A 26,387-nucleotide genomic window follows, 5' to 3' on the forward strand; every position below is an offset into this window, starting at 1 on the left:
ACTTAACCGCTTCTTAACTTCAGAATATACTTTGTGAACTTAAACCTTCAGCATTTGCAGCCTGACAGACAGCTCTTCCAACTGCGTGGCCGTAGCTAAAATGCTGTTGAATTGTTGCGTCAAATTGCCTTGAGGGGCCTCGTTAGCGGGAACGGCGTCGGTCAGATGACCTTCGACCGGGACTATGACCAGCGGGTACTCCGCATCGATGCCTAACTTTAACCTGCTTAGCGCATCGTTCACCGATCGTAAATGTGCAGGCTGGACCTGCTGGTCAAGATCGCCATTAGACGATAGGGACGCCACCGTACCGTACAATTGGTGGTTCAATGCCTGGAAGCGTTGCATATCCTCTACCGATACCCGTGTGCGGTCGGGCTCCAGCATGGCCCGCTGGAAGGCGGCCGAAAGATCGGCCAATTTGGTATAAACGTTCTTACGGATGAGTTTGTAGGTGTGATGGTCGGTACGCTTACCGGAGATGCGTTGTTGCAGGTTCTCGAGGTAAGCATAGTTGGCTCTGATCACCTCGCGGATGTAATTGGTGATCCCCCAATGCTCCCAAACCGGGAACAGGTACGAGGCGGCCAAGGCTATGCCACAACCGATCAGTGTATCGTACACTCTTTCGAGGATGAACAAGGTTTGCCTGCCGCTGTAAATGTGCAGGCAAAGCATCACCATGGGCGTAATGAACATCACGCTCAAGGCATAGCGGCTCCTGGCGAAAGTGAAAAAGCCCAGCAGGAAAACTAGTGCAATGACCAGCAACACCACCGTATTATGGATGAGCGCCAGCAGCAGCAACCCCATACCCACCCCTATAAGCGTCCCGATCAGGCGCTGCTTATTGCGCTGACGGGTGATGCTATAGGCCGGCTTCATGATCACTACCACGGTCAGCATGATCCAATAGCTATACTTCCCCAGTGGCAGTATACGGCCCAAGCAAAAAGCGAACACGCAGGCCACCGCTAACCGCAACGCGAACCTTAATATAGGTGAGCGCAAGTTAAAATGAAGTTTGAGCTGATCGATGCTCTGCGGGCGGTAGGTCAAAAAGTCCTGGTATACGGGCGGCTCACCACCCTCAACCTCTTGACGTTGGCTGCTCCCGGCAAGCATGGCCCTCAGTTGGGTAATGCGGCCACTAATGTCTTTGATGTTGCGGTGCAGCTCGGTCAACAGCAACTGGTTGGATACATCTTCATGCTGGATCACATAGTTGAGCCGGCTCTCTAAATAGGCAACCTCCTTGGTATGCTGATCCTGCACAAGCGGCTTGTTCAAATAAAAAGCATGCCCGGCCTGTTCCAACTCAATGGACATGATCTCGATCAACCGGCTCACGATCTCGAGCGCACCGGTCACGCCAAAGGCCTGTCTGAAGTGCTGATAATCGAAATGCACCGTGGTAATGTGCTCATAAAGATCGATCACCTGCATGGCTATGCGCAGCATTTGTTGTCCTTTGCTGTTATCAGGCCGCATGGCCAGCCGGTCGCGCAGTAGCAGGTCCCGTACATTTTCCTGCCGTTCGCTTACCAGGGTGTGCAGCGGAATGATGTTGTGATAGCACTCATCAAGCGGGATATTATGATCGTAGAACGCTGTACGGGCCTTCATATAAGATGCCGTAGCCATGATACACTCTGCTACCGCTTGCCTTAACGACCTGAACGGCCACAGCCAGGCTTGTAGTAAGCTCACCACGTAATAGAATACTCCACCAACCAGGATGTACGCACTGAACTGAAAGCCATCCTCCGGTCGCAAGCCGCTGATGAACACGCAAAGCGCGATAGCTGTGGTGCCAACCATCGAGAACCGGTTACCCAAGGCGGTCAGCATCGAAAAACTTACGCAGAAGATGAACAGCACCGCGCCCATCAACCATGGATAAGGCCAACAGAACGACGTAGTGAGCGCTACGATAAAGAACAGAATAACGCTCACCCATGATATGGTACGCTTATCATCATAGGTACCGGAGCTATCGGTAAGGCTGGTGAGCAGGGTACCAATACCCACGGCAATGGCCATTTGTGCGCTACCGACCTCGAATAATATCCACACTGGTAGCAGGATACTGATGACCGTCCGCAGCGCATCGGTAAAGAACTCGCTGGACAGGAAATAAGCTATATTTTTTTTGACCGAAAGCCAGTTCATTTGCACCATCAAAAGTAAACATTTGGCTGTTATGACTCACTAACCGTCAAATATCATTTGAGGTAACTGTAGCACTTGCCCAATCAATTACGTCAAGTAAATGATCAAAAGTTCCGTTTTCTGAAAAAGAACGTTATTTTTGAGACTTCACAATAATATTATTGCCCGTTCATGATCGCTTAACGGACAATAAATAAGATCCTAAACTGACACACTGCAATGATGCGTTCCGCTCTGCTACTGCTCACTCTATTTTTGGCGCTGTCAAGTTCGGCTCAGGTTAACAATATTCCTGCCGATAGCTCTTTGACCGATACGCCACTCGGCAACTCTGTTAAAGTATTCATCAAAGGTATCGGCGATAATGCCGAGATATACAACGGACGCGAATACTTTTTCGCCCCGAAAGCTTACAAAGGCGACCCTTATTTTGGTGATACCATCTTATTTCGCCCGGCGGTGATCAAATATAACGGCACCTGGTATAAAGATATTTCCACTCTTTACGACAGCTACCAGGGCGTACTGGCTGTTCTACGCCCGACCAACCAAGCCATATTTACTTTAAAGGACAGCCTGGTATCTGAGTTTTACCTGCACGACCGCCACTTTTACCATATCACTAAACCTGATAGCGCAGGTGTGCTTAAAAAGGGCTTTTACGAAGATAATTACCACGGCAAAAGCAACGTACTGACCCAACACTACAAGGTGCGAACCGAAGAGGCCGTGCAACCGCGCGTGCTCGTGACCTTCAAAGGCGAAAAAAATTACTACATCATTAAGGACCGGCAAGCCCATCGCGTGAACAGCAAATCGTCGGTACTGAACGTATTTAAAGACAAGAAGGCCGAGCTCAATAGTTACATCAAAAAGAACAGGATCGAATTTGATGATAACCGCATCAACGCCATCGTGAAACTAACCTCTTATTACGACCAGATAAGCCAATGACCGCATGAATAAACTTTACTTGTTATTTTTCTTCTTTATTGGTTTACCATTGCTGGGTTTGGCTCAACGAGCTTCAGAGGGTCCTATCAGTGTTCATTTTGAGCAGGCCGGGGTCAACCAATTCGTGACCGAGCTGGAAGCTAAAACGGGCTACCGTTTCTTTTACGATGCCAGCAAGTTCGATAGCTTACGGGTAACGCTTCACCTGGAGCGGGCCATGCTGAGCACAGTGCTTGATTCAGCTTTCAAAGGAACTAAGTACCATTTTGCCATCACTGCGCAAAAGCAGGTACTGCTTACTAAAGACATCGCTATCCTCACTCAACTTGCATCTGGGTATTACAACGACGCCCCGACCAACGCTACCCGGCCTACTACAACGGCCGCACCTGATTATACCTCCGCACTTGCTGAAAAAAAGGTGATCGAGGCCACGTCAGAGAATAAGACCTACGAGATAGGCGTGCGCAGCAATAACATCAGAAGCGGGAAAGTGACCCTTGCTGGCTATGTACGCGATGTAAAAAGCGGCGAACCGGTGATCGGTGCCAGCATTTACCTCCCAGCCACCAAGACCGGCGTGGTGACCGACCAGTTCGGTTATTATTCGCTCACGTTGGAACGCGGTCCCCACACCTTCCTGGTACGTGGCTTAGGTATGCGTGACACGCGCAGGCAGGTGGTACTTTACACCGACGGCAAGCTCAACATTGATATGCAGGAGCAGGTGACCTCACTTAAGGAAGTGAGAATATCGGCCGAAAAGATCGCCAACGTACGTAGCGTGGAGATGGGTGTGAACAAAGTGGATATCGTAAGCATTAAACAAGTTCCCGCCGTATTTGGCGAAGCCGATGTGCTGCGGGTAGTCCTGACCCTTCCCGGCGTACAAACCGTTGGTGAGGCCAGTACCGGCTTTAACGTACGTGGTGGCTCGGCCGACCAGAACCTGATCTTACTTAACGACGCAACGATCTATAATCCGTCACACTTTTTCGGTTTCTTCTCGGCGTTCGACCCAGACATCGTGAAGGACATCGAATTGTACAAAAGCAGCATTCCTGAAAAGTTCGGCGGACGTTTGTCCTCTATTTTGGATGTGAACAATCGCGAGGGTAACAAAAAGAAATTTACCGGATCGGCCGGTATAGGCTTGCTTACCAGCCGCTTTAATATAGAGGGGCCTATCGATTCTAACCGTACCTCATTCATCTTCGGTGGGCGTACCACTTATGCTAATTGGTTGCTTGATCTGCTGCCTGCTCAATACAAGAACAGCCGTGCTAACTTTTACGATCTTAGCTTGAACCTGAGCCACCGCATCAACGAAAAGAACGACCTTTATTTCAGTGGATATTACAGCAACGACGGTTTCAGGCTGAACAGCGATACCTCTTATAATTATGGCAACCGTAACTTCTCGTTAAAGTGGAAGCATAATTTCAATAACAAGCTTTATAGTGTGGTTTCAGGTGGATACGACCGCTACCAGTATGGCGTGAGCAGTACCGTGAACCCGGTGAATGCTTACAAGTTCGCATTCAATATCAACCAGATCAACTTCAAAAGCGACTTTAGCTATTTCATCAACCCTAAGCATACGCTATCATTTGGCTTAAATGCGATCCATTACAAGCTGAATCCGGGCAGCAACGTACCGGTAGGTTCACAGTCGTTGACGGTCGCAGAAACGGTACCTGCCGAACAAGCCTTGGAAAGCGCCTTATACCTGGGCGATAAGTACAACATCACCAACGCACTGACCGTGAATTTCGGTCTGCGTTACTCGATCTTCAATTACTTAGGTCCACAAACAGTGAACAATTATGCACCGGGCCTGCCACGTACCACAGTGAACCTGCTTGACAGCACCACTTATGGCAGCGGCAAGTTCATCAAGACCTATGGCGGTCCTGAGATCAGGTTATCGGCACGGTATATCATTACTGATAACTTCTCTATCAAGGCCGGTTACAATACGCTGCGCCAATACATCCACTTGCTATCGAACACTACGGCCATATCGCCTACTGATGTTTGGAAGCTGAGCGACCCGAACATCAAACCGCAATTTGGCGATCAGGTATCGTTCGGTATCTACAAGAACTTCAAATCGAATACCGTGGAGACGTCGGTTGAGGTATATTACAAGCGTCTGAAGAACTATCTGGATTACCGGAGCGGTGCCACCCTGGTGCTGAATCAAAATATCGAGACCGATGTATTATCGACCCGTGGAAAGGCCTATGGCGTGGAGTTCCTGGTGAAAAAGAACGCAGGTAAGCTGAACGGTTGGATGAGTTACACCTATTCGCGCACCTTCCTGAAACAGGATGACCCCAACGCGGGCGAGCTGATCAATGGTGGCGCTTACTATCCGGCAAATTATGATAAGCCCCACGCTTTCAACCTGATCGGTAATTATCGTTTTACGCACCGTTACAGCTTCTCGCTAAATACCGTTTACAGTACCGGCAGGCCGCTTACGCTGCCGATCGGCCGCTTCTATTACGCTGGCGGCGAGCGGGTGGTGTATTCTGACCGTAATCAATACCGTATCTCCGATATCTTCCGTATGGACGTTTCGGTGATCCTGGAAGGTAACCACCGCCTAAAACAACGTTTCCATAACTCATGGACCTTTGGAGTGTATAACCTGACCGGCCGTAACAACGCCTATTCAACTTATTTCAGCCAGGAACAAGGCCGTATCAACGGTTATACCCTGTCTATTTTTGCCAACCCGATACCATTCGTCAACTATAACATAAGGTTTTAAAAGATGAAACGCACACAGATCATTTACTTACTTGTGGCGATCGCCATGGTGACCATCACCTGTAAGGAGACCTATACGCCACCCGATACCAACATCAATACCAACTGGCTGGTGGTGGAAGGCAACATCAATACCGGGAACGACTCTACCATCATTAAACTGAGCCGGACGGTCAAGCTAACCGCATCAACAGCGATCAAGCCTGAGTTGAACGCCACGCTGACCATCGAGAGCAATACCAACAACAATTACACGCTTACGCAAAAAGGTAACGGCGTGTACTATACCGTGCCATTAGCACTTGACCCGAATAAACAATACCGGTTGCGTATACGCACCAGTGATAACAAGCAATACCTGTCAGACTATGTGGTACCAAAAGTGACCCCAGCCATTGATGAAGTGACCTGGAAGGCCGATGATGCCAGCCTGAAGATATATAATAACACCCATGATGCAACAGGCAAAGCCCGTTACTACAAGTGGGATTTCAGCGAGACCTATCAGTTCATTTCTGCAGTATCGTCAAGCTGGAAGTCGGACGGCAAGCAGATCGTGGCACGTAACTTTCCGGCAGATGATATCACCACTTGCTGGAAGACCGTGGAGTCGACCACCATCGGCCTCGGCTCATCAGTGAAGCTGACCCAGGATGTGATCAAGGACAACCTGCTCACCACCGTACCATCGTCGGAAGAAAAGGTAAGTTACAAGTACAGCATCCTGGTCAAACAATATGCGCTTAACAAAGATGCCTTTGAGTTTTGGGAGCGCCTGAAAAAGAACACCGAGCAGTTAGGATCCATATTTGATGCGCAACCATCCATGCTGCAAAGTAATATCCATAATGTGACCACTCCTACCGAGCCGGTGATCGGTTACCTATCGGCATGTAACGTGACCACTAAGCGGATATTCGTTAGCGCATCTGAGCTGCCTTCCATCTACAGCAGGCCACGTTATAGCTGTCCTTTAGATACGTTCTATTTCCGCAACCCCAATACGAGGGCCAATGATGTGACCGACATCCTGATACCGAAATTCGCTATACCTGCGGCAGAATACACACACCCGGAAACAGGTGCCGTGATCGGCTACACCGGTCAACGTGGTAACTGCATCGACTGTACTTTAAGAGGATCCAACAAACGACCTGCATTTTGGCAATGATCAACTACATGACAAGCAACTTCAAGCTAAACCTCTTCGCGTTGGCCACGTTGGCGGCAGGTATCGTTCTTAACCCGGAAGCACGTGCGCAAAACCTCAGCTCGTTACAAAACAGCTTTAACGCCTACCAACGCGCGGCCGTTACCGAAAAGATATACGTACATACTAACAAAGAGCTTTACCTCACAGGTGAAGTACTTTGGTTCAAGTTGTATAACGTTGATGGCGATAGCAACCGCCCGCTGAACCTGAGCAAAGTTGCCTACATTGAGATACTGAACGCCGAGAACGTTCCGGTTTTGCAGACCAAGGTAGCACTGAAGGAAGGTCGTGGCAGCGGATCACTGTTCATGCCAGCTTCGATCAACACCGGCAACTATCATTTAAGGGCCTACACGGCCTGGATGAAGAACTTTTCGCCCGACTACTTTTTTGAAAAGCCCCTATCGATAGTGAACGCCCAGCGGTCGCCCGAGGTAGCTGCGGCGAGCAAAGCTGCGGGATATGATGTACAATTGTTCCCGGAGGGTGGCCATTTGGTGACCGGACTTGCCTCTAAATTAGCGTTTAAAGTGACCGGTGCTGATGGTGTTGGACCGAACACCTTCAGAGGTGCCATCATTGATCAAAAGAACGATACAGTGGCCCGCTTTGCCCCTCAGCGCTTTGGAATGGGCAACTTGATGTTCACACCCCAGGCGGGCAACACTTACAGGGCTGTGATCAAAGTGGCCAAGCAAAACATCATCAAACCCATACCGGCAGTAGATGAGCGTGGATACGTGATGCAGGTAGCCGATCGCGGTCAAAGCTGGGAAGTGACCGTTAAGACCTCAGGTACCACCGATAATAACCTTTTCCTGTTGGCCCATACGCGGCAAAGCCTTAAGCAGGCAACTCAAATGGGGCTGAATAACGGCGCAGCCACCTTCACGATCAGCAAAGATAAGCTGGGCGAAGGCGTAAGCAACATCACCCTATTCAACAGCGCAATGAAGCCGGTGTGCGAGCGCCTAGTATTCAAAATGCCTACCCAACGCTTAACGATCAGTGCCGGCACCGACGCTGCAAGTTACAGCACCCGTCAAAAGGTGTCGCTTGCCATCACCGCTAAGGATGAGGCGCAAAAGCCCCGCACCTCTGATCTTTCGGTATCTGTGTACCGCACCGATGCCTTACAAATGCCTGCAAAGCAGCATATCTTAAGTTACCTATGGCTAACCTCTGAGCTAAAAGGTAACATCGAAGACCCTGCCTATTATTTTGAGAATGGCAGCCAGGCATCGGAAGCTTTAGACAACCTGTTGCTCACCCAGGGCTGGCGCCGTTTTGAGTGGGACAAGGTCATGACCGGCAAGCCCGAGATCCGGTTCATGCCTGAATACACCGGCCATATCATCAATGGAAAGTTAGTGGACCTGAACGGTCAGCCTGCCCCAAATATCAACGCCTATCTATCCATACCGGGCAATCGAGTGCAGTTATTCTCCTCAAAGAGCGATTCGTTAGGAAGGCTGTTCTTCAACACCAAAGACCTTTACGGTGCTGGCGAGGTAGTGCTCCAAACCGACTACAACTATGACAGCACCTATCGGGTACAACTGCTCGACCCTTTTGCAGAGCGTGCATCGGCAACTATGCTGCCCAACTTCAGCCTAAACCCTGATACCCGTGCCGCATTGGAGAACAACAGCATAGGCATGCAGGCGCAAAACATTTACTGGGCGCCTAAGCTGCGCGAGTTTTACAACCCAATGGTGGATAGCGCTGCCTTTTATGGCAAGCCTAACAAAATCTACTTCCTTGATGCTTACGTAAGGTTCACCTCTATCGAGGAGGTGTTCAGAGAATACACCTCGTGGCTGTTCGTGACCAAAAGCCGGGGCAAGTTCAAGGTAAAGATGTTCAACGAAAAGAAGCTGCTGGACGGCAATCCTTTGGTGATGTACAACGGCATACCGTTCTTTGATATGAACCGCGCGTTCGCTATCGACCCGCTCAAAGTAAAGCGCCTTGAGGTAGTGAACTCTAAATACTTTTATGGCAGTGCAGGATATGACGGCATCCTGAGCATGACAGGTTACAAGGATGACATGGCCGGTGTAGAGATCGACCCAAGGGCAGTTATCTTGGACTATGAAGGTCTGCAACTGGAGCGTAAGTTCTACTCGCCGGTGTACGATACCGAGCAGCAACGCAACAGCCGAATGCCCGACCTGCGTAACGCCCTATACTGGCAGCCCGACGCCTTTACCGATCAAGCAGGCAAACACGTGGCTTCCTTTTATACCTCTGATCAGCCCGGTAGATATGTAGGTGTGGTACAGGGTATGACGGCCACTGGCCAGTGCGGTAGCCAGGTGTTCAACTTTGAAGTGAAGTGATCAGGCTGATGGCAATGCAAATTATGACCGTGCGTTAAAGGGTGTATTTATATATTTGAAAAAATATTGATCATGATAGCACACCACGTACTTTTTTGGCTTAAAGCCGACACTACCGACGAGCAAAAGAAAGCGTTCCGCGCCAGCCTGGAGACCCTTCAGGGTGTTGAGGTGGTACGCACCATACACATTGGCACCCCGGCCCCTATCGAGCGCGCCGTGGTAGATACCACTTACACCTTCAGCTTGCTTTTGACCTTTGATGACCTCGACGCTCACAACGTTTACCAGGTTCACCCGTTGCACCAGGCCTTCCTTGACGAGTTCAGGGTATACTTTGATAAAGTAGTGATCTACGACGCCCAATAAGCGCTTTACCCCCGCATAAAAAAGGGATTGCTCAGCAGAGACCATCCCTTTTTTATTATCACATTGTTCGAACACAAAAAAAGCCGGACCTTTTGCAAGGTCCGGCTTGATCTTTTAGAATAATATAAGCTATTATTTCTCTTTGTTCTTTAAGGTAGTTACCTCTTCGCGTACTTCTTGAGCAAGAGCTTTCAGTTGTTGCATGGCGTTACGCACACGTGTACCGGCAGCTTTGTTGCCTTTCTCAAAAAACGCGGTGAAATCAGCCTCGCTTGCCGCGATCACTTCTTTCAGTTGGTTGAATTTTTCCATTAGATGTGAAATTATTTAGTTAAAGCCCGCAAATGTAACTTTTTATTTGGCAGTTGACGAATGCGTATCGATAGTGATCACTCCTGCTTTCAAACCTTTGGCCGAAGCTTTCAGTTGGATCTTGCCTGGCTTCTCGCTGCTTTGCACGATCGGCACCATCATACCACTGAATGCGTTCATCATTGGTTTTTGGAATGATTGCAGGTTGGTAGCATCGCCATTAGCTACAGCCTTAAAGCTACCAGCACCAGTAACCTCAAAGTTGATCAGGTTATTGGCATCAGGGCAAAGGTTGCCATTAGCATCTACCACGCTCACGTCAACATAGGCCAGGTCCTTACCATCAGCGGTGATCGAGTTGCGGTCGGCCTTCATCACGATGTGGTGTGGCTTGCCTGCGGTCTTCACCTCTTTTTCGGCTACAGCCTTACCGCTAGCATCATAAGCCACGATCTTCAGGGTACCTGGTTCGTACTTCACATCCTTCCACATCAGGCGGTAGCGCGTTTGGTTGTTGGTATTGTTCTTGGTTTGTTTACCCATGCTTTTACCGTTGATGAACAGCTCAGCCGTTGGATAATTGGTGTAGCAGAACACCGGGGTCACCTGACCTTCGCGGCCTGGCCAGGTCCAGTGTGGCAGCACGTGTAAGGTCTGCTGTGTTGGGTTCCACTTGGCGCGGTACAGGTAAAAACGATCTTTAGGTAAGCCAGCCAGATCCACTATACCAAAGTAAGAACTGTGCGATGGCCATTTGGTATCATAAGGCGTTGGCTCGCCCAGGTAATCAAAACCGGTCCATACGAACTCACCGATCACGAATGGCAAATCGTCCTGCTTCGCAAATTCGTCATCAGGTACCTGCGACCAAGGACAGGCCTCGAAATCGTAAGATGAGCTTTGGTTATCCGGGTATTGTTTCTCTTTGTAGAACTCGACCGGGAACTTGTAGATACCTCTTGAGCTTACGGTAGAAGCTGTTTCGGTACCCAGTAAGAATCCCTGTGGCAATCTGTCGTTAGCTTTGTCGTAAAAGGCTGGTTTATAATTAAATCCAGCAATATCCAATACCGAGGCAAAATTATTGTTCAGCGCCGCGTCCAGGCGGTCCATACCAGCAGTTACCGGGCGGGTAGGGTCCTCGCGATGGCAAATGTCCTGCAGCATCTTGGCGATCTTGTTACCGCCTTTAGCGCTCTGATCTGGCACCTCGTTACCAATGCTCCACATGATCACACTTGGGTGGTTACGATCGCGGTGGATCATGTTCACGATATCCTTTTCCGCCCACTGATCGAACAGGTGGCTGTAGCCATTCTTTACCTTAGGGGTCTTCCACTCGTCAAATGATTCTACCATCATCATGAAGCCCATCTCATCGCAAAGCTGCACCAGCTCAGGAGCAGGCATGTTGTGCGAGGTACGGATGGCATCGCAACCCATATCTTTCAAAATGGTCAGTTGCCTGCGTAGGGCAGCAACATTGATAGCCGCACCCAACGGACCCAGATCATGGTGATTACATACACCCTTGAACTTGCGTACCTGATCGTTCAAAAAGAAACCCTTACCTGCTTCGATACGGATCGAACGGATACCGAATTTGGTGGTGTATTCATCTACTAATTTGTCGTTGTCATACACGCGTGATACAGCGGTATACAGAACAGGTGTCTCAGGCGACCATAATTTTGGCGACCTAACAATGGCTTGCTGGCTAAAGGTCTGCTGATCGGTGGCGGCCAGTGTGCTCGAAGTTTCCGATACTTTTTGACCTTGCTGATCCAGTACCTCAGTAACTAATTTCAACGGTTTGAAAGTATTGCCCGGAAGGCTCACCTGGGTTTGAATAGCCACTTTAGCAAATTCCTTATTGATCACCGGGGTGGTGATGTAAGTACCCCAAACCGGGATGTGTGCAGCGTTGGTAACCTGCAAGTGCACATTACGGTACAAACCAGCACCTGGGTACCAGCGCGACGCTTCAGGCAAATTCTCTAAACGTACGGCCAGTACGTTATTGCCACCCGCGATCAGTTTATCGGTCACGTCAAAATAGAACGAGTTATAACCATAAGGCCATGCGCCAACCTCTTTACCGTTCACGAAAACTTTGGCGTTGCTCATGGCGCCATCAAATATCAATGATGCCCTTTTACCATTGGCAAAGGCAGGCGCTTTGAACTTCAGCCTGTACCAACCAATGCCAATGAATGGCAAACCACCAGTACGGCCTGACTTTACAGAAGCCTCTTTTTCTCCGTTCTGCTCGATCTTAACCTCTTGCTTATCGTTGTTACCATCGAACGGTCCGGTGATCGCCCAGTCATGAGGGATGGTCACATGTTCCCATTTGCTGTCATTATAGGTTGGCGATACAGCTTCCTGGCGTTCGCCTTTGCTAAAGGCCCAACCTTTGTCTAACAGGTACTCAGTTCGAGTTTGCGCACAAAGAGCATTGGAGATGATGGCAGCACAGAACACACCACCGATCCTCACTAATTTCGTCGTGATACTTAACGGCATAAAAAAATTGTTGATCATTTGACACCAATGATACGCATTATTGCGCTTTAACAAAGCTTTTCTGGTAGCCTAATGGGCTTTTTCCGGTGATCTGCTTAAAATATTGGTGAAAGCTCGCAAAATTGTAGAAGCCACTCTCGTAACAGATCTCTTTTACGGGCAGTTGATCCTCTATAAGTAGCTTACAGGCATGCCCTACCCTTATCTCGTTCAGGAACAACGAGAAAGTTTTGCGGCTGCGCGACTTGAAATACTTGCAAAAAGAGTTGGGACTGATGTTAGCCACCGCCGCTATCTCGGCCAGTGTGATCTTTTTCTTGAAGTGGGTAAGCGCATAATTATAGATGTCATGTATCCGATCCTTTTCAGCCTCCTGAAAGTTATGGGTGAATCCTAACGATGCCAGCAAGGTCTTACCGTCAGTGGCACCGATCATATCCAGCACTTCTAATAACAGCGTGATCTTACGTATCCCGTCCGCATTAATGATCTGCTCCAGTAACAAGCCGATCGGTCGTGCCTCATCACCACTAAGGTGTATACCGCGTACGGCTTGATCGAGCGTATGCTTCACTCGTTTGCTTTCGGGTAGTGAAAGCAAGGTATCGCCCCAAAAGCGTTCGTCAAAATGGATCACGCAAACGTCTACTGTGTTAGTGCCTTCGGTATCAAAGTATCGTTCATCAAATCGCCAGTAATGAGGTAGGTTGGCACCTAATAGCATCACGTCGCCGCTGTTGAATTGGCTTATGTTATCGCCGATAAATTGAGTGCCGTCACCTTTTTTAAAGTAGATGAGTTCCAACTCCGGGTGGAAATGCCAGCGGTTATTGATGTCGGGCATATTGTCGCGACGGGAGCTGTACGAGTAGGTCAGATCACGCGATACTTTGAGCAGCTGGGGTTTCATGGCGGCAAATATAATTAAGCTTAATTACTACTGATCGCCTAAGATCAGTAGTAATGATACAATATAACTGAATAAGTGGCTAAAAATATAGCACATTGCTATTGGCTTATGAACTTAATTTGTATCACCAGTTATACTCATGAAAAGATACTGCCTTACTCTTGACCTTAAGAACGACCCGCACCTTATTGCCGAATATGAAGAATGGCACCGTAAGGTATGGCCCGAAGTTCTGGAAAGCATAAATACTTCCGGCATCGAGCATATGGAGATCTATCGTGCAGGTACCCGCCTTTTCATGATTATGGAGGTATCACCTACGTTCAGTTTTGAAGAAAAGGCCAAAGCCGATGCGGATAATGCAAAGGTGCAGCAGTGGGAAGAACTGATGTGGAAGTACCAGGAGCGTTTACCCGGAAGCCAGCCCGGTGAAAAATGGGTACTGATGGACCGCATATTTGAGTTATGATACAACGTTAAAAGATAAAGATGAGCGACAGCCGACATACTTTTTTACAGATACACCCGCACGATAACGTGCTGGTTGCCCTTGCCGACCTTACCGCAGGAACCATCATCAATTTCAATGGGCACGACATCTTACTGACCGATAACGTGGCCGCTAAGCATAAATTCACCATACAGCCGCTTGATACAGGCGCTGAGGTGTTCATGTATGGCGTATTGGTAGGCAAGGCCAGCAAGCCGATCCCTTTGGGTGGACCTATCACGGTAGATAACCTGGAACATGCCTCTGAAGATTTCAAGATGGGCAGTCGCAAGATCGACTGGCAACAGCCCGATGTGTCAGCCTTTCAGGAGCGTACCTTTATGGGTTATCACCGGGCCGATGGTTCGGTAGGTACGGCCAACTACTGGCTGGTGATCCCGCTGGTATTTTGCGAGAACCGCAACATTAACGTACTGAAGGATGCCCTATCGGCTAAGTTGGGTTTTGCTAAACCCCGAGGTTACGAGAACGAGGTGGACAGCCTGATCGACATGTACCGTACCGGCAAGACGGTGGAAGAGATACTGACCGCCGACCTGCAAAGCACACCCGACCAGCAGCCGGCCAACCGCTTGTTTCCCAACATAGATGGTATCAAATTCCTGAATCATGAACTGGGCTGCGGTGGTACCCGTACCGACTCTGACGCCCTGTGCGGACTACTTGCCGGATACATCACCCACCCTAACGTGGCAGGTGCTACCGTGGTAAGCCTCGGTTGCCAGCACGCGCAGGCAAGTATCCTGAAGGACGAGATCGCCAAACGCGACCCTAATTTCAGCAAGCCATTGATCGTGCTGGAGCAGCAGCAATTAGGTACCGAGAGCATCCTGATGCGCGAGGCGCTTAAACGAACCTTTACCGGTTTGATACAGGCCAACGCCCAGCAACGCAGACCTGCTCCACTGTCTAAGCTGTGCATCGGCCTTGAGTGTGGTGGATCTGATGGCTTTTCGGGCATATCGGCCAACCCAGCCTTAGGTTATTTGTCAGACATGCTGGTGTCCATGGGTGGCAGCGTGATACTGGCCGAGTTCCCAGAGCTTTGTGGTGTGGAACAGGAAATGAGCGACCGTTGTGTTGACGAAGGCACGGCTACCCGCTTTATGGACCTGATGCGCACCTACAACGCCCGTGCGGAAGCAGATGGCTCCGGCTTCTACGCCAACCCATCTCCCGGGAATATAAAGGACGGTTTGATCACCGATGCGATCAAATCGGCCGGGGCCGCTAAAAAGGCCGGTAACTCGCCTGTTGTGGCCGTGCTTGATTATCCTGAGAAAGTAAGCCAGGCAGGTTTAAATCTACTTTGCACGCCTGGCAGTGACGTGGAAAGCACCACAGCGGAGGTAGCAGCAGGAGCCAACATCGTGCTATTTACCACCGGCCTGGGCACGCCTACCGGCAACCCGGTAGCCCCGGTGGTCAAGCTATCCACCAATACGAAGCTGTTCGAGCGAATGCCCGACATCATCGATATCAATTGCGGTACCATCATCGAAGGAACGGAGACCATTCCACAGGCTGCCGAACGCATACTTGACTATGTGATCGAGCTGGCCAGTGGCAATATCAAACCCAAAGCCGTAATATTGGGACAGGATGACTTCATCCCATGGAAAAGAGGTGTTTCATTATAGATCTGATAAAATACAGGATATGTTCAGTTTAAAAAACAAGACCGCCATTGTGACCGGTGGCGGAAGCGGTATAGGTAAAGCCATTTCCAAACTATTCGCCAAGCAAGGTGCTGCCGTACACATCATCGAGCTTAATGCTGATGCTGCCCAGCAGACCATTGACGAGATCAAGGCAGAGGGCGCCGAGGCCTTTGCACATAGCTGCAACGTGACCGACCAAGCGCAAGTGGTGTCGGTGTTCCAAAGCATCGGCAATATCGATGTTTTGGTTAACAACGCCGGTATAGCTCATGTAGGCAACGTAGAAAAGACCACCGAGGCCGACCTGGAGCGCGTTTATAGCGTGAATGTGAAGGGTGCGTACAATTGCTTTTTTGCGGCCATTCCGCTGATGAAGCAACATGGCGGTGGGGTGATCGTAAGTATGGCATCTATCGCCTCATCGGTAGGTATAGCCGATCGTTTTGCCTATTCCATGAGCAAGGGGGCTATCCATGCCATGAGTATGTCGATAGCTCGCGATTATTTGCATGATAACATCCGTAGCAACAGCATATCACCGGCACGCGTGCATACGCCATTTGTTGACGGCTTTATAGCTAAGAACTACGCTGGTAAGGAAGCCGAGATGTTCGAGAAACTTTCGAAGAGCCAACCCATCGGCCGTATGGCCAAACCCGAAGAGATCGCCTCGCTGGCGTTGTTCCTGTGCGCTGACGAGTCAGGCTTCATCACCGGTTCTGACTACGCCATAGATGGTGGCTTCATCAGGTTGAACAACTGATCAGTAAGCGATATAAGGCCCGCTAAGGCCACGTATTTTTAGTAAATTGCCGGCACTTTGTCTCAAAGTGCCGGCAATTTTTGTTTAGTAGCTTTGGACAAGAGGTTCACGTGAACAGCACCATGATCAAAGAATTTGAAAGACTCGCGCCCAGGATAAAGGGTGAGCTCTACTTCGATAATAGTCCAAAGCATCAGACCCGTTTGATGGCCTATGCTACCGATGCATCCATATACCAGGAGAAGCCACTGGCGGTGGTATTACCGGCGGAAATCAACGATATCAAGGAACTGATCGCCTTTGCTACCCAACATAAGCTGACCCTCATCCCCCGTGCAGCAGGCACCTCGCTGGCCGGTCAGGTGGTGGGTAAAGGTATCGTGGTGGATATATCGCACAAGTTCACTTCTATACTGGGAGTGAACAAGGAAGAAAAATGGGTGCGCGTGCAACCCGGCGTGATCCGTGATGACCTGAATGCTTATTTGCGTCCTTACGGGCTATTGTTCGGTCCGGAAACCTCTACAGCCAGCCGGGCTATGATCGGTGGCATGGTAGGTAATAATTCATGCGGTCTGCATAGCATTGTTTGGGGCGCCGTTCGCGATCATTTACTTGAGGTGAACGCGATCCTAAGTGATGGTTCAGAGGTAGTGATCAAAGTCGGCGACCATACGCAAGGCCATACCGGCCTGAAGGGCAAGATCTACCATGAATTGAACGACATGCTGAGTAATGAGCACAACCAGCAACTGATCAAAAACTCCTACCCCAAAAAAGATGTGGTGCGTCGCAATACAGGTTACGCATTGGACGCCTTGCTACAAATGCAGCCTTACCAGGCAGATGGCCAACCATTTAACCTGTGCAGCCTGATCGCGGGGTCCGAAGGGACGTTGGCGTTCATCACCGAGGTCAAGCTTCAACTACTGGACCTGCCGCCATCACAGATAAGCGTGGTATGTATCCATACCAATAGCATTGATGAGGCTTTACGCGCCAACATTGTGGCGTTGAAGCACAAGCCCATGGCATCCGAACTGGTGGACAAGTTCATTATGGACTTCACCATCAACCATCCTGAATACCATAAGAACCGGTTTTTCATTGAGGGCGACCCGGCCGCCATTTTAATGGTGGAATTTATGGCTGATACGGCCGAAGCTTCATCAGGACAGGCCAATGCACTGATCAATGAACTGCAGGCTTTGGGTCTGGGCTACGCCTACCCTGTTCTACATAACAAGGACACCGTTTTTGCCTGGGATGTACGTAAGGCCGGTCTTGGTCTATTGCGTAATATTCAGGGTGATGCGCAGCCGGTCAACCTGATCGAGGATTGTGCGGTTTCGCCGTTGGAACTGCCCGATTATGTGAAGGACCTGGAAGTAGTATTGAAAAAGCATGGCGTTCAAGCATCATACTATGCCCATGCCGGTGCGGGCGAACTGCACATCGAGCCAATCGTCAATCTCAAGACCACCGAGGGACAGGCGGCTTTCCGCGGCATATTGGCCGATACCGTTGAACTGATCAAGAAATATAACGGCTCTCTCTCCGGCGAGCATGGCGACGGCCGTTTACGAGGCGAGTTCATCCCTACTGTATTGGGCAGCGAGACCTACGAACTGTTGCGCAAGGTCAAATACCTGTTCGACCCTAATAACATATTCAATGCTGGCAAAGTGATCGATACGCCCAAGATGGACACCCATCTGCGTGTTGACACTAAACCTGTTCCGGTCACTGATACGATCTTTAATTTCAACAAGAACGGCAGCATACTGCGTCTGGCCGAAAAATGCTCTGGATCGGGCGACTGCCGTAAAACAGCGGTCACCGGCGGGCTCATGTGCCCCAGCTATATGGCCACCCGGCAGGAAAAAGATACCACTCGTGCCCGTGCCAATGTGTTGCGCCAATACCTGAGCGGTCAGGAGACCAACCCTTTCGACCACGAGGAGATCAAGGAGGTGATGGACCTGTGCCTCAGCTGTAAAGGTTGCAAGATCGAGTGCCCTTCAAGCGTGGATGTGGCCAAGATGAAGGCGGAGTTCCTGCAACATTACTATGATGCCAATGGGGTGCCCATGCGTGCCAAGCTGATCGGAAACTTCACCAAGCAAATGAAGCTGGCCTCCATTGCACCGGGCGTGTACAACGCGATCGTGAACAACGATGTGGCACGACGTGCCATGAACAAGCTGATCGGCTTCCACCCCGACCGTACCATGCCTGAGCTGGCCAAACAGACGCTCCGTTCATGGTTCAAGGGCCGTAAGGCAACAAGATCAGCAGGTAAGCTGGTGTACTTGTTCTGCGATGAGTTCACGAATTATAACGATGTGGAGATCGGTAAAAAGGCCATTCAGTTGTTGGAGAACCTCGGCTACCAGGTGGTGATCCCTGAACATCTTGAAAGCGGTCGTACTTATCTATCCAAAGGATTGGTGCGTAAAGCTGCCGAGATAGCCAACCAGAACGTCCAGCTCCTGGGCGACCTCATCTCGAAGGACGCACCGCTGATCGGTATCGAACCATCCGCCGTGTTGACGTTCAGGGATGAGTATGTTGACCTGGCTAAGGACGAGAACCTTGAAAAGGCACTCAGGATAGCCAAGCATACGTTTACTATAGAGGAGTTCATCGCACAGGAGTTCACCGAAGGCCGTATCAGTGCTGAGCAGTTCAGTGATGAGAAGCGTACGGTGGCCATACACGGGCATTGCTATCAAAAATCGCTATCCTCGCAGTCGTACATACAAACGATGTTGAGCATACCTGCCAATTATGAGGTATCGCTCATTCCATCAGGCTGTTGTGGCATGGCCGGCTCGTTCGGATATGAGGAGGAGCACTATGAGGTATCGAACAAGATCGGCGAGCTGGTCCTGTTCCCATTTGTGCGCAGCCAGCCTGAGGAGGTGATCATCGCCGCCGCAGGGACGTCATGCCGCCACCAGATCAAGGATGGCACCAGCCGCAAGGCCAAGCATCCGGTAGAGATCCTTGGGGAAGCGTACCTGCCTAAGGACTGACCATTACGAGATCCGCAATAACGTGTCGCAAATCGACCAACAAACGGCCATTTGCGACACATATAACGCTTACGGCAGTGTTACATTTGGGTGTTTCCGTGTTACATTCGGTGTTACATTTCGCCTTTTTGTATGCTTTTTCTGGAAAAAGTTGGGTTTTTACGAATTTTGCAATGATGAAAAGTGGGGAAAGTTGGGGAATTTTGTTACAGGCATGAAACAGCATTTCGATACACGAAGTAGGTCGTTCTCCATGTAAGAACCACCCGTCATGGCGAGGCACGAAGCCATCTCTACGGAAGCGAAGTACGCCAACTGATCGCTTGGTGGCGCTCATTCGCCGCTATGGCTTTGTTCTTTTGTCTGTAGCCACAAAAGAACCAAAAAGGCCAAGTCAGCCCGATCCCTGCTAACCCACAGGCCAGCTCCCGGCCGGGCGTGCTGACAGCCCAGCGCTCCTTTAACAGTCGCGTTGCTACGCAACTGCAATTAAATTCTGCTGCTGGCGCACACTTACCGCGTGTGCATCGCACCGCAACTGCTACTAACTACTGCCACTGTTTACTGCCACTTAAAGACCGCCACTAACTACCTGCCCCTTGCCAAACCCGTCAGTTCCCGGCTTGGGCGAGAGCCGGGAAGCACAAGGGGGAAATGTGTGGATGGTAAAGGGCCTTTCAGCTCTTGCTGAAGTGAGGGCCAAGGTGCGAGCGCAGCGGGGCAAGAGCTGAACAGCCCGTGGTGCTGCCGGGATCTGCAGGGCAATGGCCTGTGTGGAAAAAAGCATAGGGAATTGACTTGAATTTTTTGCTACTTTTTGTTTCAAGACAAAAAGTAAAAGGGCCCCGCGGCCCAGAAGCGGTAATTAAGCGACCATCATATGAACCGATCAACATATAGCATTCAACTCGTCGTCATTAAACCCCACTTTGAAAAACCCTATCTTTACCCCTTTCTACATCACCTCATGATAAATTTACGCGCACTCATCATCGTTGCATCGGTACTTATACTCACCGCTTGCAGCACCAACAAACTGGCCATCACCAACCAAAACAACGCCTTTGCCAAAGGGGCCGACATTAGCTGGCTGCCGCAAATGGAGGCTACCGGCTTTAAGTTCTATGATAACGATGGTAAACCGCAAGACTGCTTTAAGATACTTAAAGATAAAGGCATCAACACCATCAGGCTGCGCACTTGGGTGAACCCTAATGATGATAAGGCCAGCGGACATTGCAGTAAGGACGAGACCGTGGCCATGGCGGTGCGAGCAAAAAAGTGGGGCATGCGCATCATGATCGACCTCCATTACAGCGATAGCTGGGCCGATCCGGGCAAACAAAAAAAACCTAAGGCCTGGGAAGGACACGATATGCCTACACTGGTGAAGGACGTTCACAACTACACCCTTGATGTGATGACCGCCCTGCAAAAAGCCGGCGTGAATCCGGAGTGGGTACAGGTGGGCAACGAGACACCCAGCGGCATGATCTACCCCGAAGGCAGTACCGATAACTGGCCTCAACTGGCTCAGCTGATCAATGCCGGTCATGATGCCATCAAAAAGGTGAGCCCTAACAGCAAGGTGATCCTGCATATTGACCAGGGCAACAACAATGCACGCTTCCGCCATTGGTTCGATAACGCGGTGGCCAATAAGGCCCGGTTCGATGTGATCGGCCTTTCATACTATCCTTACTGGCTAAGCGATAACCACCCCAACTATACCGCATCCATCAACGATCTGGGCGCCAACATGAACGACATGGTGGCCCGTTACCACAAAGAAGTGATGGTGGTTGAGGTTGGCGGCGAATCGTCCAAACCGCAGAACACCTACGATATGCTTTTAGCCGTGATCAAAAAGACACGTGAAGTGCCGGGCGGCAAAGGCCTGGGTGTATTGTACTGGGAACCACAGGGTGCCAACAGCTGGAGCCACTACCCGCTCAGCGCCTGGGGCGATGACGGCCGGCCTACCAAAGCCATGGACGCCTTTAAGGATGCCCACTGATCGGCATTAAACCTTTAAGCAGCCACGAAAGCCGCGGGCCCCGTAGTACGACTCGGCACCGTTATGGTATACAAATACAGTGTCATACCGGCGGTCGCAAAATAGGGCACCTCCCAATTTCCTGATAGCTGCCGGGGTGCTTACCCAGCTCGATGTCTTAAGGTCGAACTTGTCGAGCGTTTGTAAGTGCCGATACTGCTCCTCGGTCATTATCTCGATACCCATATCGGCGGCCATACCCACGGCGCTATTGGCGGGCTTATTCTCTTTACGGGCGTTCAATGCTTCGTGATCATAACAGATACTGCGCCGGCCTTTAGGGCTTTCGGCAGCACAATCACAGATCAGGTATTCGCCGGTAGTGGCATCATGGCCGATCACATCAGGTTCGCCACCGGTGGCCTCCATTTCGGCTACCGACCATAGCTTACCTGCATTAGCTTCCAAACGGCTTTGCACATCGGCCCAGTCCATACCCTCGTGCCGGTGTATGTGCTTGTTAAATCTGGTCTGTAGGGTTTGTAATAGTTCAAGGCGATGCTCGGCCGGTATCTCTTTATTGGTCTTGCTCATGATCTCAGTTGTCAGGTGCCCGAATTTAGGCATTGTAGCTCACATACCCTAACGTTAACCGTGCGGCAACCTTCATAAAAACAAAAGCGGGCCGTAATGGTCCGCTTTTGTTAAAGGTAGATGCGTAAAACTTACAGTTTTAATGGAGCACCGTTCACGGTCACATTCTCTGCCTTAATGCCTTTGTAAATATTCTTCAATTCAGGGTCTTTTGCGGTGGCAGTGATATTTTTAAAAGTGATATTAGATACCTTATCCAGCGGGTTGCCTTCCAGCTCGCCAAATTTGAGGCAGTCCACCTTAATGTTCGATAGGGTGATGTCATGCACCGTTCCAAAAGGTTTTTCGGCACTGCCACCCAGGTCAAAGAACTGCTTCCACGGAGCTATCTCAATGATCTTGCCGCACTTGCCGGTAATGTTCTCCACCCTGATGTTCTCAAAATGCTGGTACGTATCGGGGCGCATCTTGAGTTTCAATAGCGGCATATCGTTATTCACTTTGCAATTACGCATCACAATGTTGCGGGCGTGTATACTTTCGCTGCCAAGGGTAAGCGTGGCATGAGCGGGGCCAATGGTGCAGTTCTCTACCAGCACATCCTCTACGATACCGTTCTCGGGCAGTTGATGCGCATTAGGGCCTTTGCCACCCTTGATGCAAATAGCATCATCATTTACCGATACATAGCAGTTGCGCACGGTCACTTTTTTGCATACATCTATATCAACACCGTCGCTGCTTGGGGCCGGTACCGGTTCAAATGGCGAGGTGATACGGCAATTTTCGATCAGCACGTTCTGGCATTGGTACAGGTGGGTGGTCCAAAAGCCTGAGTTAACCAATTTGGCGTTCTTGATGGTCACGTTGTTGCATCCCCAAATGAACAACAAGCGAGGGCGATGCACTTCGAGGTTGGTCGATTCCTTCCCCGCTTTACGCATTGAGTCGCGGTGATCCCAAAACTGTTTCCAAAAACGCGCACCGTTGCCATTGATCATACCCGGACCGGTTATGGTGAAACCATTCACCTGGTAGGCGTTCACCAAAGCTGCATAATAGTCCAGCTTTCGGCCTTCCATACGTGAGGGGAGCAGCGGATAGTCATTGATATTGTCTGACCCCTTCAATACCGCACCTTCCATGAGGCGCAGGTGAGTTTTGGGTTTAAAAAAGAGCGCACCACTCAGGTAAGTACCTTTTGGGATCACTACAGTGCCACCACCGTTGGCAGCGGCTTTATCGATCACCTTTTGTATGGCTTTGGTATTTAAAATGGTGCTATCATTGACCTTCACTCCATAGCGGGTGATCACCAGGTCCTGCGCGTGCGCAGCAAATGTAAAGGCAGTTAAGCAAGCAAATAGAAAGATCTTCTTCATTTATCAGTTCAAGGTGAGCATGTCATGCCCAATCATTCAAGGCTGCCTGACAACTCGTTTTATAAGTCTATAACGGTCAATAACGATGTGCTGGTACCAAATATATACAGGTCGGGTAAAATGCCTGTCCTGCACTGTGGGTTAGCTGGCTGCCCGATACCGGCGTAAGCACTATCATTGGACCATCTTTACTCCTTTTCGGTTTAACACAAACCATCAGGGTATTTACCGAATAAACGCTGTACGACGCCAACCTGATAGGTGCGCTTTGCTCCAAATATTTAATTTTGAAGAAAGCCCGTTATTTGACCAAGAGATGCCGACCCACACCGATCACCATCCACAGCAGGAGCCAGCTAATGCTGCGCACCCCCCGCCCGATGTTACTGACCATGACCTGATCAGCCAGCTTGGCCAGGCCCTTGCTCATGCCCACCAGCCTGAACAGATTAAAGCTATCGCGGCCAGGCTACTGGCCGAGGTCACTGAACGGGACCGTATCGCAGCAGAGGCTGCCAAAGCCGAGGAACAGCTACGTAACAGTGCCGACCGGTATCGTACGTTACTCAACTCTATAGATGAGGGGTTTTGCATCATCGAGATGATCCATGATGAAAACGGCAAGCCTATCGATTACCTTTTTGTAGAGGTGAACCACATATTTGAAAAGCAGACCGGCCTGCGCGATGTGGTAGGTAAAAAGGTAAGCCATCTATCGCCCCTTACTGAGGATCACTGGCTGCAAGATTATGATAACGTTGCGCGTACCGGCCAGCCCATGCGTGTAGAGAACTATCATGCCGGCACCGAGCGCTGGTACCTGGCCAACGCCGCCCGGGTAGGCCATGCCGGGAGCAAGCAGGTAGGCGTGGTATTTGAGGACATAACCGAGCGCAAACGCTTTGAGCAACGCCAGGCCCTATTACTCCAACTGACCGATGCTTTGCGCCCAGTGGCCGACCCGACCCAGATACAACAGACCATGGCTCACACCATACGCGACTTTTACAAGGTGGATCGGTGTTTTTACGCTGAGATAGAAAACGGAGACGCCATTATACGCCGCGACGCCTGCCCTGCCGACCTGCCGTCGATCGCGGGCACGTACGCTATTGGCAGCATGCGTTTGTTCAATAGTGTGCTGGATGCCGGCAAACCGTTCATCGTTACCGATGCTCACACCTCTCCCATTTTGGATGAGGAATTACGCGCGTTATGTCTTTCGCTCCAGATCATTTCTTTTCTTGATGTGCCGGTGATCAAGCATGGTGTACCCGTAGGTATACTGTGCATCACACACTCCGTACCCCGCGAGTGGGATGATTTTGACATTGAACTGGCCGCCGAGATAGCCGAACGCACCTGGACCGCCGTAGAACGATCGCACGCCCAGGCGGCCCTACACCGTGCCGAAGCAGATGAGCGGGTGAGGAAGGTGATGTTACAAAATCAGCAGGAGACCTTTAAAGCCACGCTATCCATCCAGGAAGAAGAACGCCGCCGTATATCAGAAAGCTTGCATAACGGCTTGGGGCAATTGCTTTACGGCATCAAGATCAGCTTGAGCCACCTTACCTGCGATCAGGCCACCGCCGATCCTAATACCTTCATCACGCATAAGCAATACACTGATCAGCTGCTGAGCCAGGCCATACGCGAGAGCCGGCGTATATCGCACGAGTTGATTCCAGCCATGCTGGAGGATTTTGGGCTCAAGGCCGCCATTGAGGATATCTGTAAACAATTTTCGAATGGTGTGCAGTTCAGGTGTAAGATCACCGGCATTACCGAGCGCCTTGATGGTTACCTGGAATTGGCCATTTTCCGTATCGTTCAGGAACTGCTTACCAATGTGATCAAGCATGCCAAGGCGACGCTGGTTTGGGCTAACGTTAAATTACAGAACGAGGTGATCATCATTAGCGTGAAAGATAATGGCAAAGGCTTCAACACGACCGTGGGCAAACGCCCGGGCATTGGGCTGGCATCGATACGCAGCAAGATGAAACTCATGAACGGCGATGTTAAGGTGATCACGGCGGCTAACGAGGGATCTACCGTTAAGGTAACGCTGCCGCTGCAACGTACCGATAGCTGAGCGGAGTGAAAAGCCGCCTTTTAAAATGTGTGAATTACGCTTAAGGATCGAGTATTTGCCGTATTGATTATACTTTCCGATCGTTGAATTTTTGCAGGCTATAGCTATCTATTAACGCCTGTTCATGATCAAGATATTATTGGCTGAAGATCACGCCATTGTTAGGAACGCACTCAAGGAATTACTGGAAAAGGTACCCACGATCAGGGTGGTGGGCGAAGCACTGAACGGCAGCGATGTGATCAGCATGATCACCACACTGGAAGCCGACATTTTGCTGGCCGACCTTAACATGCCCGGACTTAACGGGGTCGACCTGGCCCGGCAACTCAACCAGCAAAAACACCCTATTAAGGTAATGATGCTCACCATGCATGATCACCGATCTTATGTGATCGATGCATTTAGGGCCGGGGTACAGGCATACCTGATCAAGAACGTAAGCGGCGACGAACTGGTGTTCGCTATTAAACAGGTACACAGCGGGCGTAAGTACCTGGCCAACGAGCTGTCGTTACAACTATTGGATGAAAGATTAAAGGCACCGGTACAGGTGCTTGAAGGAGGAATAAAAGCAGAGCTATCGGCACGCGAAAAACTTGTACTTGAGCTGATGGCAGAGGGACTGACCAACCAGCAAATAGCCGACCGGCTATTTACCAGTAAGCGTACAGTGGAAGGGCATCGCCAGGCCATGATCAAAAAGACCGGCGTCAGCAATACCGCTTCACTCATCAAGTACGCCATGATCAATCAACTCATTTGACC

The 26,387-nt window shown here is 50.2% G+C and carries 18 protein-coding genes; 12 read left to right on the top strand and 6 right to left on the bottom strand.

Annotated features, from left to right (window positions below; translation table 11 throughout):
• Window positions 1-39: 39 nt before the first annotated feature.
• Complete coding sequence (locus tag LLH06_RS15750) at window positions 40-2,172, bottom strand: FUSC family membrane protein (RefSeq protein ID WP_228170250.1); 2,133 nt, start codon at window positions 2,170-2,172, stop codon at window positions 40-42.
• 219 nt (window positions 2,173-2,391) lie between these two features.
• Between LLH06_RS15750 and LLH06_RS15755 the strand changes: the two genes are divergently transcribed.
• From LLH06_RS15755 to LLH06_RS15775, 5 genes are all read left to right on the top strand, one after another.
• Window positions 2,392-3,126: a hypothetical protein gene (locus LLH06_RS15755; RefSeq protein WP_228170251.1), complete on the top strand. Its 735-nt coding sequence runs from the start codon at window positions 2,392-2,394 to the stop codon at window positions 3,124-3,126.
• 4 nt (window positions 3,127-3,130) lie between these two features.
• A complete protein-coding gene (locus LLH06_RS15760; protein ID WP_228170252.1) occupies window positions 3,131-5,905 on the top strand; it encodes a TonB-dependent receptor in 2,775 nt (924 codons plus the stop codon).
• Between the two features lie 3 nt (window positions 5,906-5,908).
• Complete coding sequence (locus LLH06_RS15765; RefSeq protein WP_228170253.1) at window positions 5,909-7,075, top strand: DUF4249 domain-containing protein; 1,167 nt, start codon at window positions 5,909-5,911, stop codon at window positions 7,073-7,075.
• A gap of 8 nt (window positions 7,076-7,083) precedes the next feature.
• Window positions 7,084-9,459, top strand: a complete 2,376-nt coding sequence (locus LLH06_RS15770; protein ID WP_228170254.1) for a hypothetical protein — start codon at window positions 7,084-7,086, stop codon at window positions 9,457-9,459.
• 72 nt (window positions 9,460-9,531) lie between these two features.
• The gene (locus tag LLH06_RS15775) at window positions 9,532-9,828 is read left to right on the top strand and encodes a Dabb family protein (RefSeq protein ID WP_228170255.1); all 297 of its coding nucleotides are present in this window, start codon (window positions 9,532-9,534) and stop codon (window positions 9,826-9,828) included.
• Window positions 9,829-9,960: 132 nt separating this feature from the next.
• On the opposite strand, the gene LLH06_RS15780 is transcribed toward LLH06_RS15775, so the two are convergent.
• Genes LLH06_RS15780 through LLH06_RS15790 form a run of 3 tightly spaced genes read right to left on the bottom strand, consistent with a single transcriptional unit; the run spans window position 9,961 to window position 13,576 of the window.
• Window positions 9,961-10,140 (bottom strand): histone H1, encoded by a 180-nt coding sequence (locus tag LLH06_RS15780; RefSeq protein ID WP_228170256.1) that lies wholly within the window; start codon window positions 10,138-10,140, stop codon window positions 9,961-9,963.
• A 42-nt stretch (window positions 10,141-10,182) separates the two neighbouring features.
• Window positions 10,183-12,684 (bottom strand): beta-galactosidase GalB, encoded by a 2,502-nt coding sequence (gene galB, locus LLH06_RS15785; RefSeq protein WP_228170257.1) that lies wholly within the window; start codon window positions 12,682-12,684, stop codon window positions 10,183-10,185.
• A gap of 19 nt (window positions 12,685-12,703) precedes the next feature.
• Complete coding sequence (locus tag LLH06_RS15790) at window positions 12,704-13,576, bottom strand: AraC family transcriptional regulator (protein ID WP_228170258.1); 873 nt, start codon at window positions 13,574-13,576, stop codon at window positions 12,704-12,706.
• Between the two features lie 139 nt (window positions 13,577-13,715).
• Here LLH06_RS15790 and LLH06_RS15795 point away from each other — a divergent pair, with 139 nt between their 5' ends.
• The 5 genes from LLH06_RS15795 to LLH06_RS15815 all read left to right on the top strand — a co-directional run bounded on the left by LLH06_RS15795 (window position 13,716) and on the right by LLH06_RS15815 (window position 21,566).
• Complete coding sequence (locus LLH06_RS15795; RefSeq protein WP_228170259.1) at window positions 13,716-14,045, top strand: L-rhamnose mutarotase; 330 nt, start codon at window positions 13,716-13,718, stop codon at window positions 14,043-14,045.
• A 20-nt stretch (window positions 14,046-14,065) separates the two neighbouring features.
• Window positions 14,066-15,727 (top strand): UxaA family hydrolase, encoded by a 1,662-nt coding sequence (locus tag LLH06_RS15800; RefSeq protein WP_228170260.1) that lies wholly within the window; start codon window positions 14,066-14,068, stop codon window positions 15,725-15,727.
• A gap of 19 nt (window positions 15,728-15,746) precedes the next feature.
• Window positions 15,747-16,511, top strand: a complete 765-nt coding sequence (locus LLH06_RS15805) for an SDR family NAD(P)-dependent oxidoreductase (protein WP_228170261.1) — start codon at window positions 15,747-15,749, stop codon at window positions 16,509-16,511.
• 122 nt (window positions 16,512-16,633) lie between these two features.
• Window positions 16,634-19,549: an FAD-binding and (Fe-S)-binding domain-containing protein gene (locus LLH06_RS15810; RefSeq protein WP_228170262.1), complete on the top strand. Its 2,916-nt coding sequence runs from the start codon at window positions 16,634-16,636 to the stop codon at window positions 19,547-19,549.
• A gap of 967 nt (window positions 19,550-20,516) precedes the next feature.
• Entirely contained in the window at window positions 20,517-21,566 is a 1,050-nt protein-coding gene (locus tag LLH06_RS15815) for a glycoside hydrolase family 53 protein (protein WP_228170263.1), read from the top strand.
• 6 nt (window positions 21,567-21,572) lie between these two features.
• On the opposite strand, the gene LLH06_RS15820 is transcribed toward LLH06_RS15815, so the two are convergent.
• Window positions 21,573-22,139: a DUF4256 domain-containing protein gene (locus LLH06_RS15820; protein WP_228170264.1), complete on the bottom strand. Its 567-nt coding sequence runs from the start codon at window positions 22,137-22,139 to the stop codon at window positions 21,573-21,575.
• A gap of 131 nt (window positions 22,140-22,270) precedes the next feature.
• Window positions 22,271-23,521, bottom strand: a complete 1,251-nt coding sequence (locus tag LLH06_RS15825) for a glycoside hydrolase family 28 protein (protein ID WP_228170265.1) — start codon at window positions 23,519-23,521, stop codon at window positions 22,271-22,273.
• 268 nt (window positions 23,522-23,789) lie between these two features.
• Between LLH06_RS15825 and LLH06_RS15830 the strand changes: the two genes are divergently transcribed.
• Complete coding sequence (locus tag LLH06_RS15830) at window positions 23,790-25,619, top strand: GAF domain-containing sensor histidine kinase (RefSeq protein WP_228170266.1); 1,830 nt, start codon at window positions 23,790-23,792, stop codon at window positions 25,617-25,619.
• 124 nt (window positions 25,620-25,743) lie between these two features.
• On the top strand, window positions 25,744-26,385 hold the full coding sequence (locus LLH06_RS15835) for a response regulator (RefSeq protein WP_228170267.1): 642 nt from the start codon (window positions 25,744-25,746) through the stop codon (window positions 26,383-26,385).
• Window positions 26,386-26,387: the final 2 nt, after the last annotated feature.

It is taken from the genome of Mucilaginibacter daejeonensis, assembly GCF_020783335.1.
In the GTDB taxonomy this organism is placed as follows: domain Bacteria; phylum Bacteroidota; class Bacteroidia; order Sphingobacteriales; family Sphingobacteriaceae; genus Mucilaginibacter; species Mucilaginibacter daejeonensis.

Excerpts from the sequence above, each read along its gene's own strand:
- LLH06_RS15835 (WP_228170267.1), top strand. The coding sequence starts at position 25,744 with ATGATCAAGATATTATTGGCTGAAGATCACGCCATTGTTAGGAACGCA.
- LLH06_RS15755 (WP_228170251.1), top strand. The coding sequence starts at position 2,392 with ATGATGCGTTCCGCTCTGCTACTGCTCACTCTATTTTTGGCGCTGTCA.
- LLH06_RS15775 (WP_228170255.1), top strand. The coding sequence starts at position 9,532 with ATGATAGCACACCACGTACTTTTTTGGCTTAAAGCCGACACTACCGAC.
- LLH06_RS15810 (WP_228170262.1), top strand. The coding sequence starts at position 16,634 with ATGATCAAAGAATTTGAAAGACTCGCGCCCAGGATAAAGGGTGAGCTC.
- galB (WP_228170257.1), bottom strand. The coding sequence starts at position 12,684 with ATGATCAACAATTTTTTTATGCCGTTAAGTATCACGACGAAATTAGTG.
- LLH06_RS15770 (WP_228170254.1), top strand. The coding sequence starts at position 7,084 with ATGACAAGCAACTTCAAGCTAAACCTCTTCGCGTTGGCCACGTTGGCG.
- LLH06_RS15760 (WP_228170252.1), top strand. The coding sequence starts at position 3,131 with ATGAATAAACTTTACTTGTTATTTTTCTTCTTTATTGGTTTACCATTG.
- LLH06_RS15795 (WP_228170259.1), top strand. The coding sequence starts at position 13,716 with ATGAAAAGATACTGCCTTACTCTTGACCTTAAGAACGACCCGCACCTT.
- LLH06_RS15780 (WP_228170256.1), bottom strand. The coding sequence starts at position 10,140 with ATGGAAAAATTCAACCAACTGAAAGAAGTGATCGCGGCAAGCGAGGCT.
- LLH06_RS15820 (WP_228170264.1), bottom strand. The coding sequence starts at position 22,139 with ATGAGCAAGACCAATAAAGAGATACCGGCCGAGCATCGCCTTGAACTA.
- LLH06_RS15825 (WP_228170265.1), bottom strand. The coding sequence starts at position 23,521 with ATGAAGAAGATCTTTCTATTTGCTTGCTTAACTGCCTTTACATTTGCT.
- LLH06_RS15750 (WP_228170250.1), bottom strand. The coding sequence starts at position 2,172 with ATGAACTGGCTTTCGGTCAAAAAAAATATAGCTTATTTCCTGTCCAGC.
- LLH06_RS15815 (WP_228170263.1), top strand. The coding sequence starts at position 20,517 with ATGATAAATTTACGCGCACTCATCATCGTTGCATCGGTACTTATACTC.
- LLH06_RS15800 (WP_228170260.1), top strand. The coding sequence starts at position 14,066 with ATGAGCGACAGCCGACATACTTTTTTACAGATACACCCGCACGATAAC.
- LLH06_RS15765 (WP_228170253.1), top strand. The coding sequence starts at position 5,909 with ATGAAACGCACACAGATCATTTACTTACTTGTGGCGATCGCCATGGTG.
- LLH06_RS15805 (WP_228170261.1), top strand. The coding sequence starts at position 15,747 with ATGTTCAGTTTAAAAAACAAGACCGCCATTGTGACCGGTGGCGGAAGC.
- LLH06_RS15790 (WP_228170258.1), bottom strand. The coding sequence starts at position 13,576 with ATGAAACCCCAGCTGCTCAAAGTATCGCGTGATCTGACCTACTCGTAC.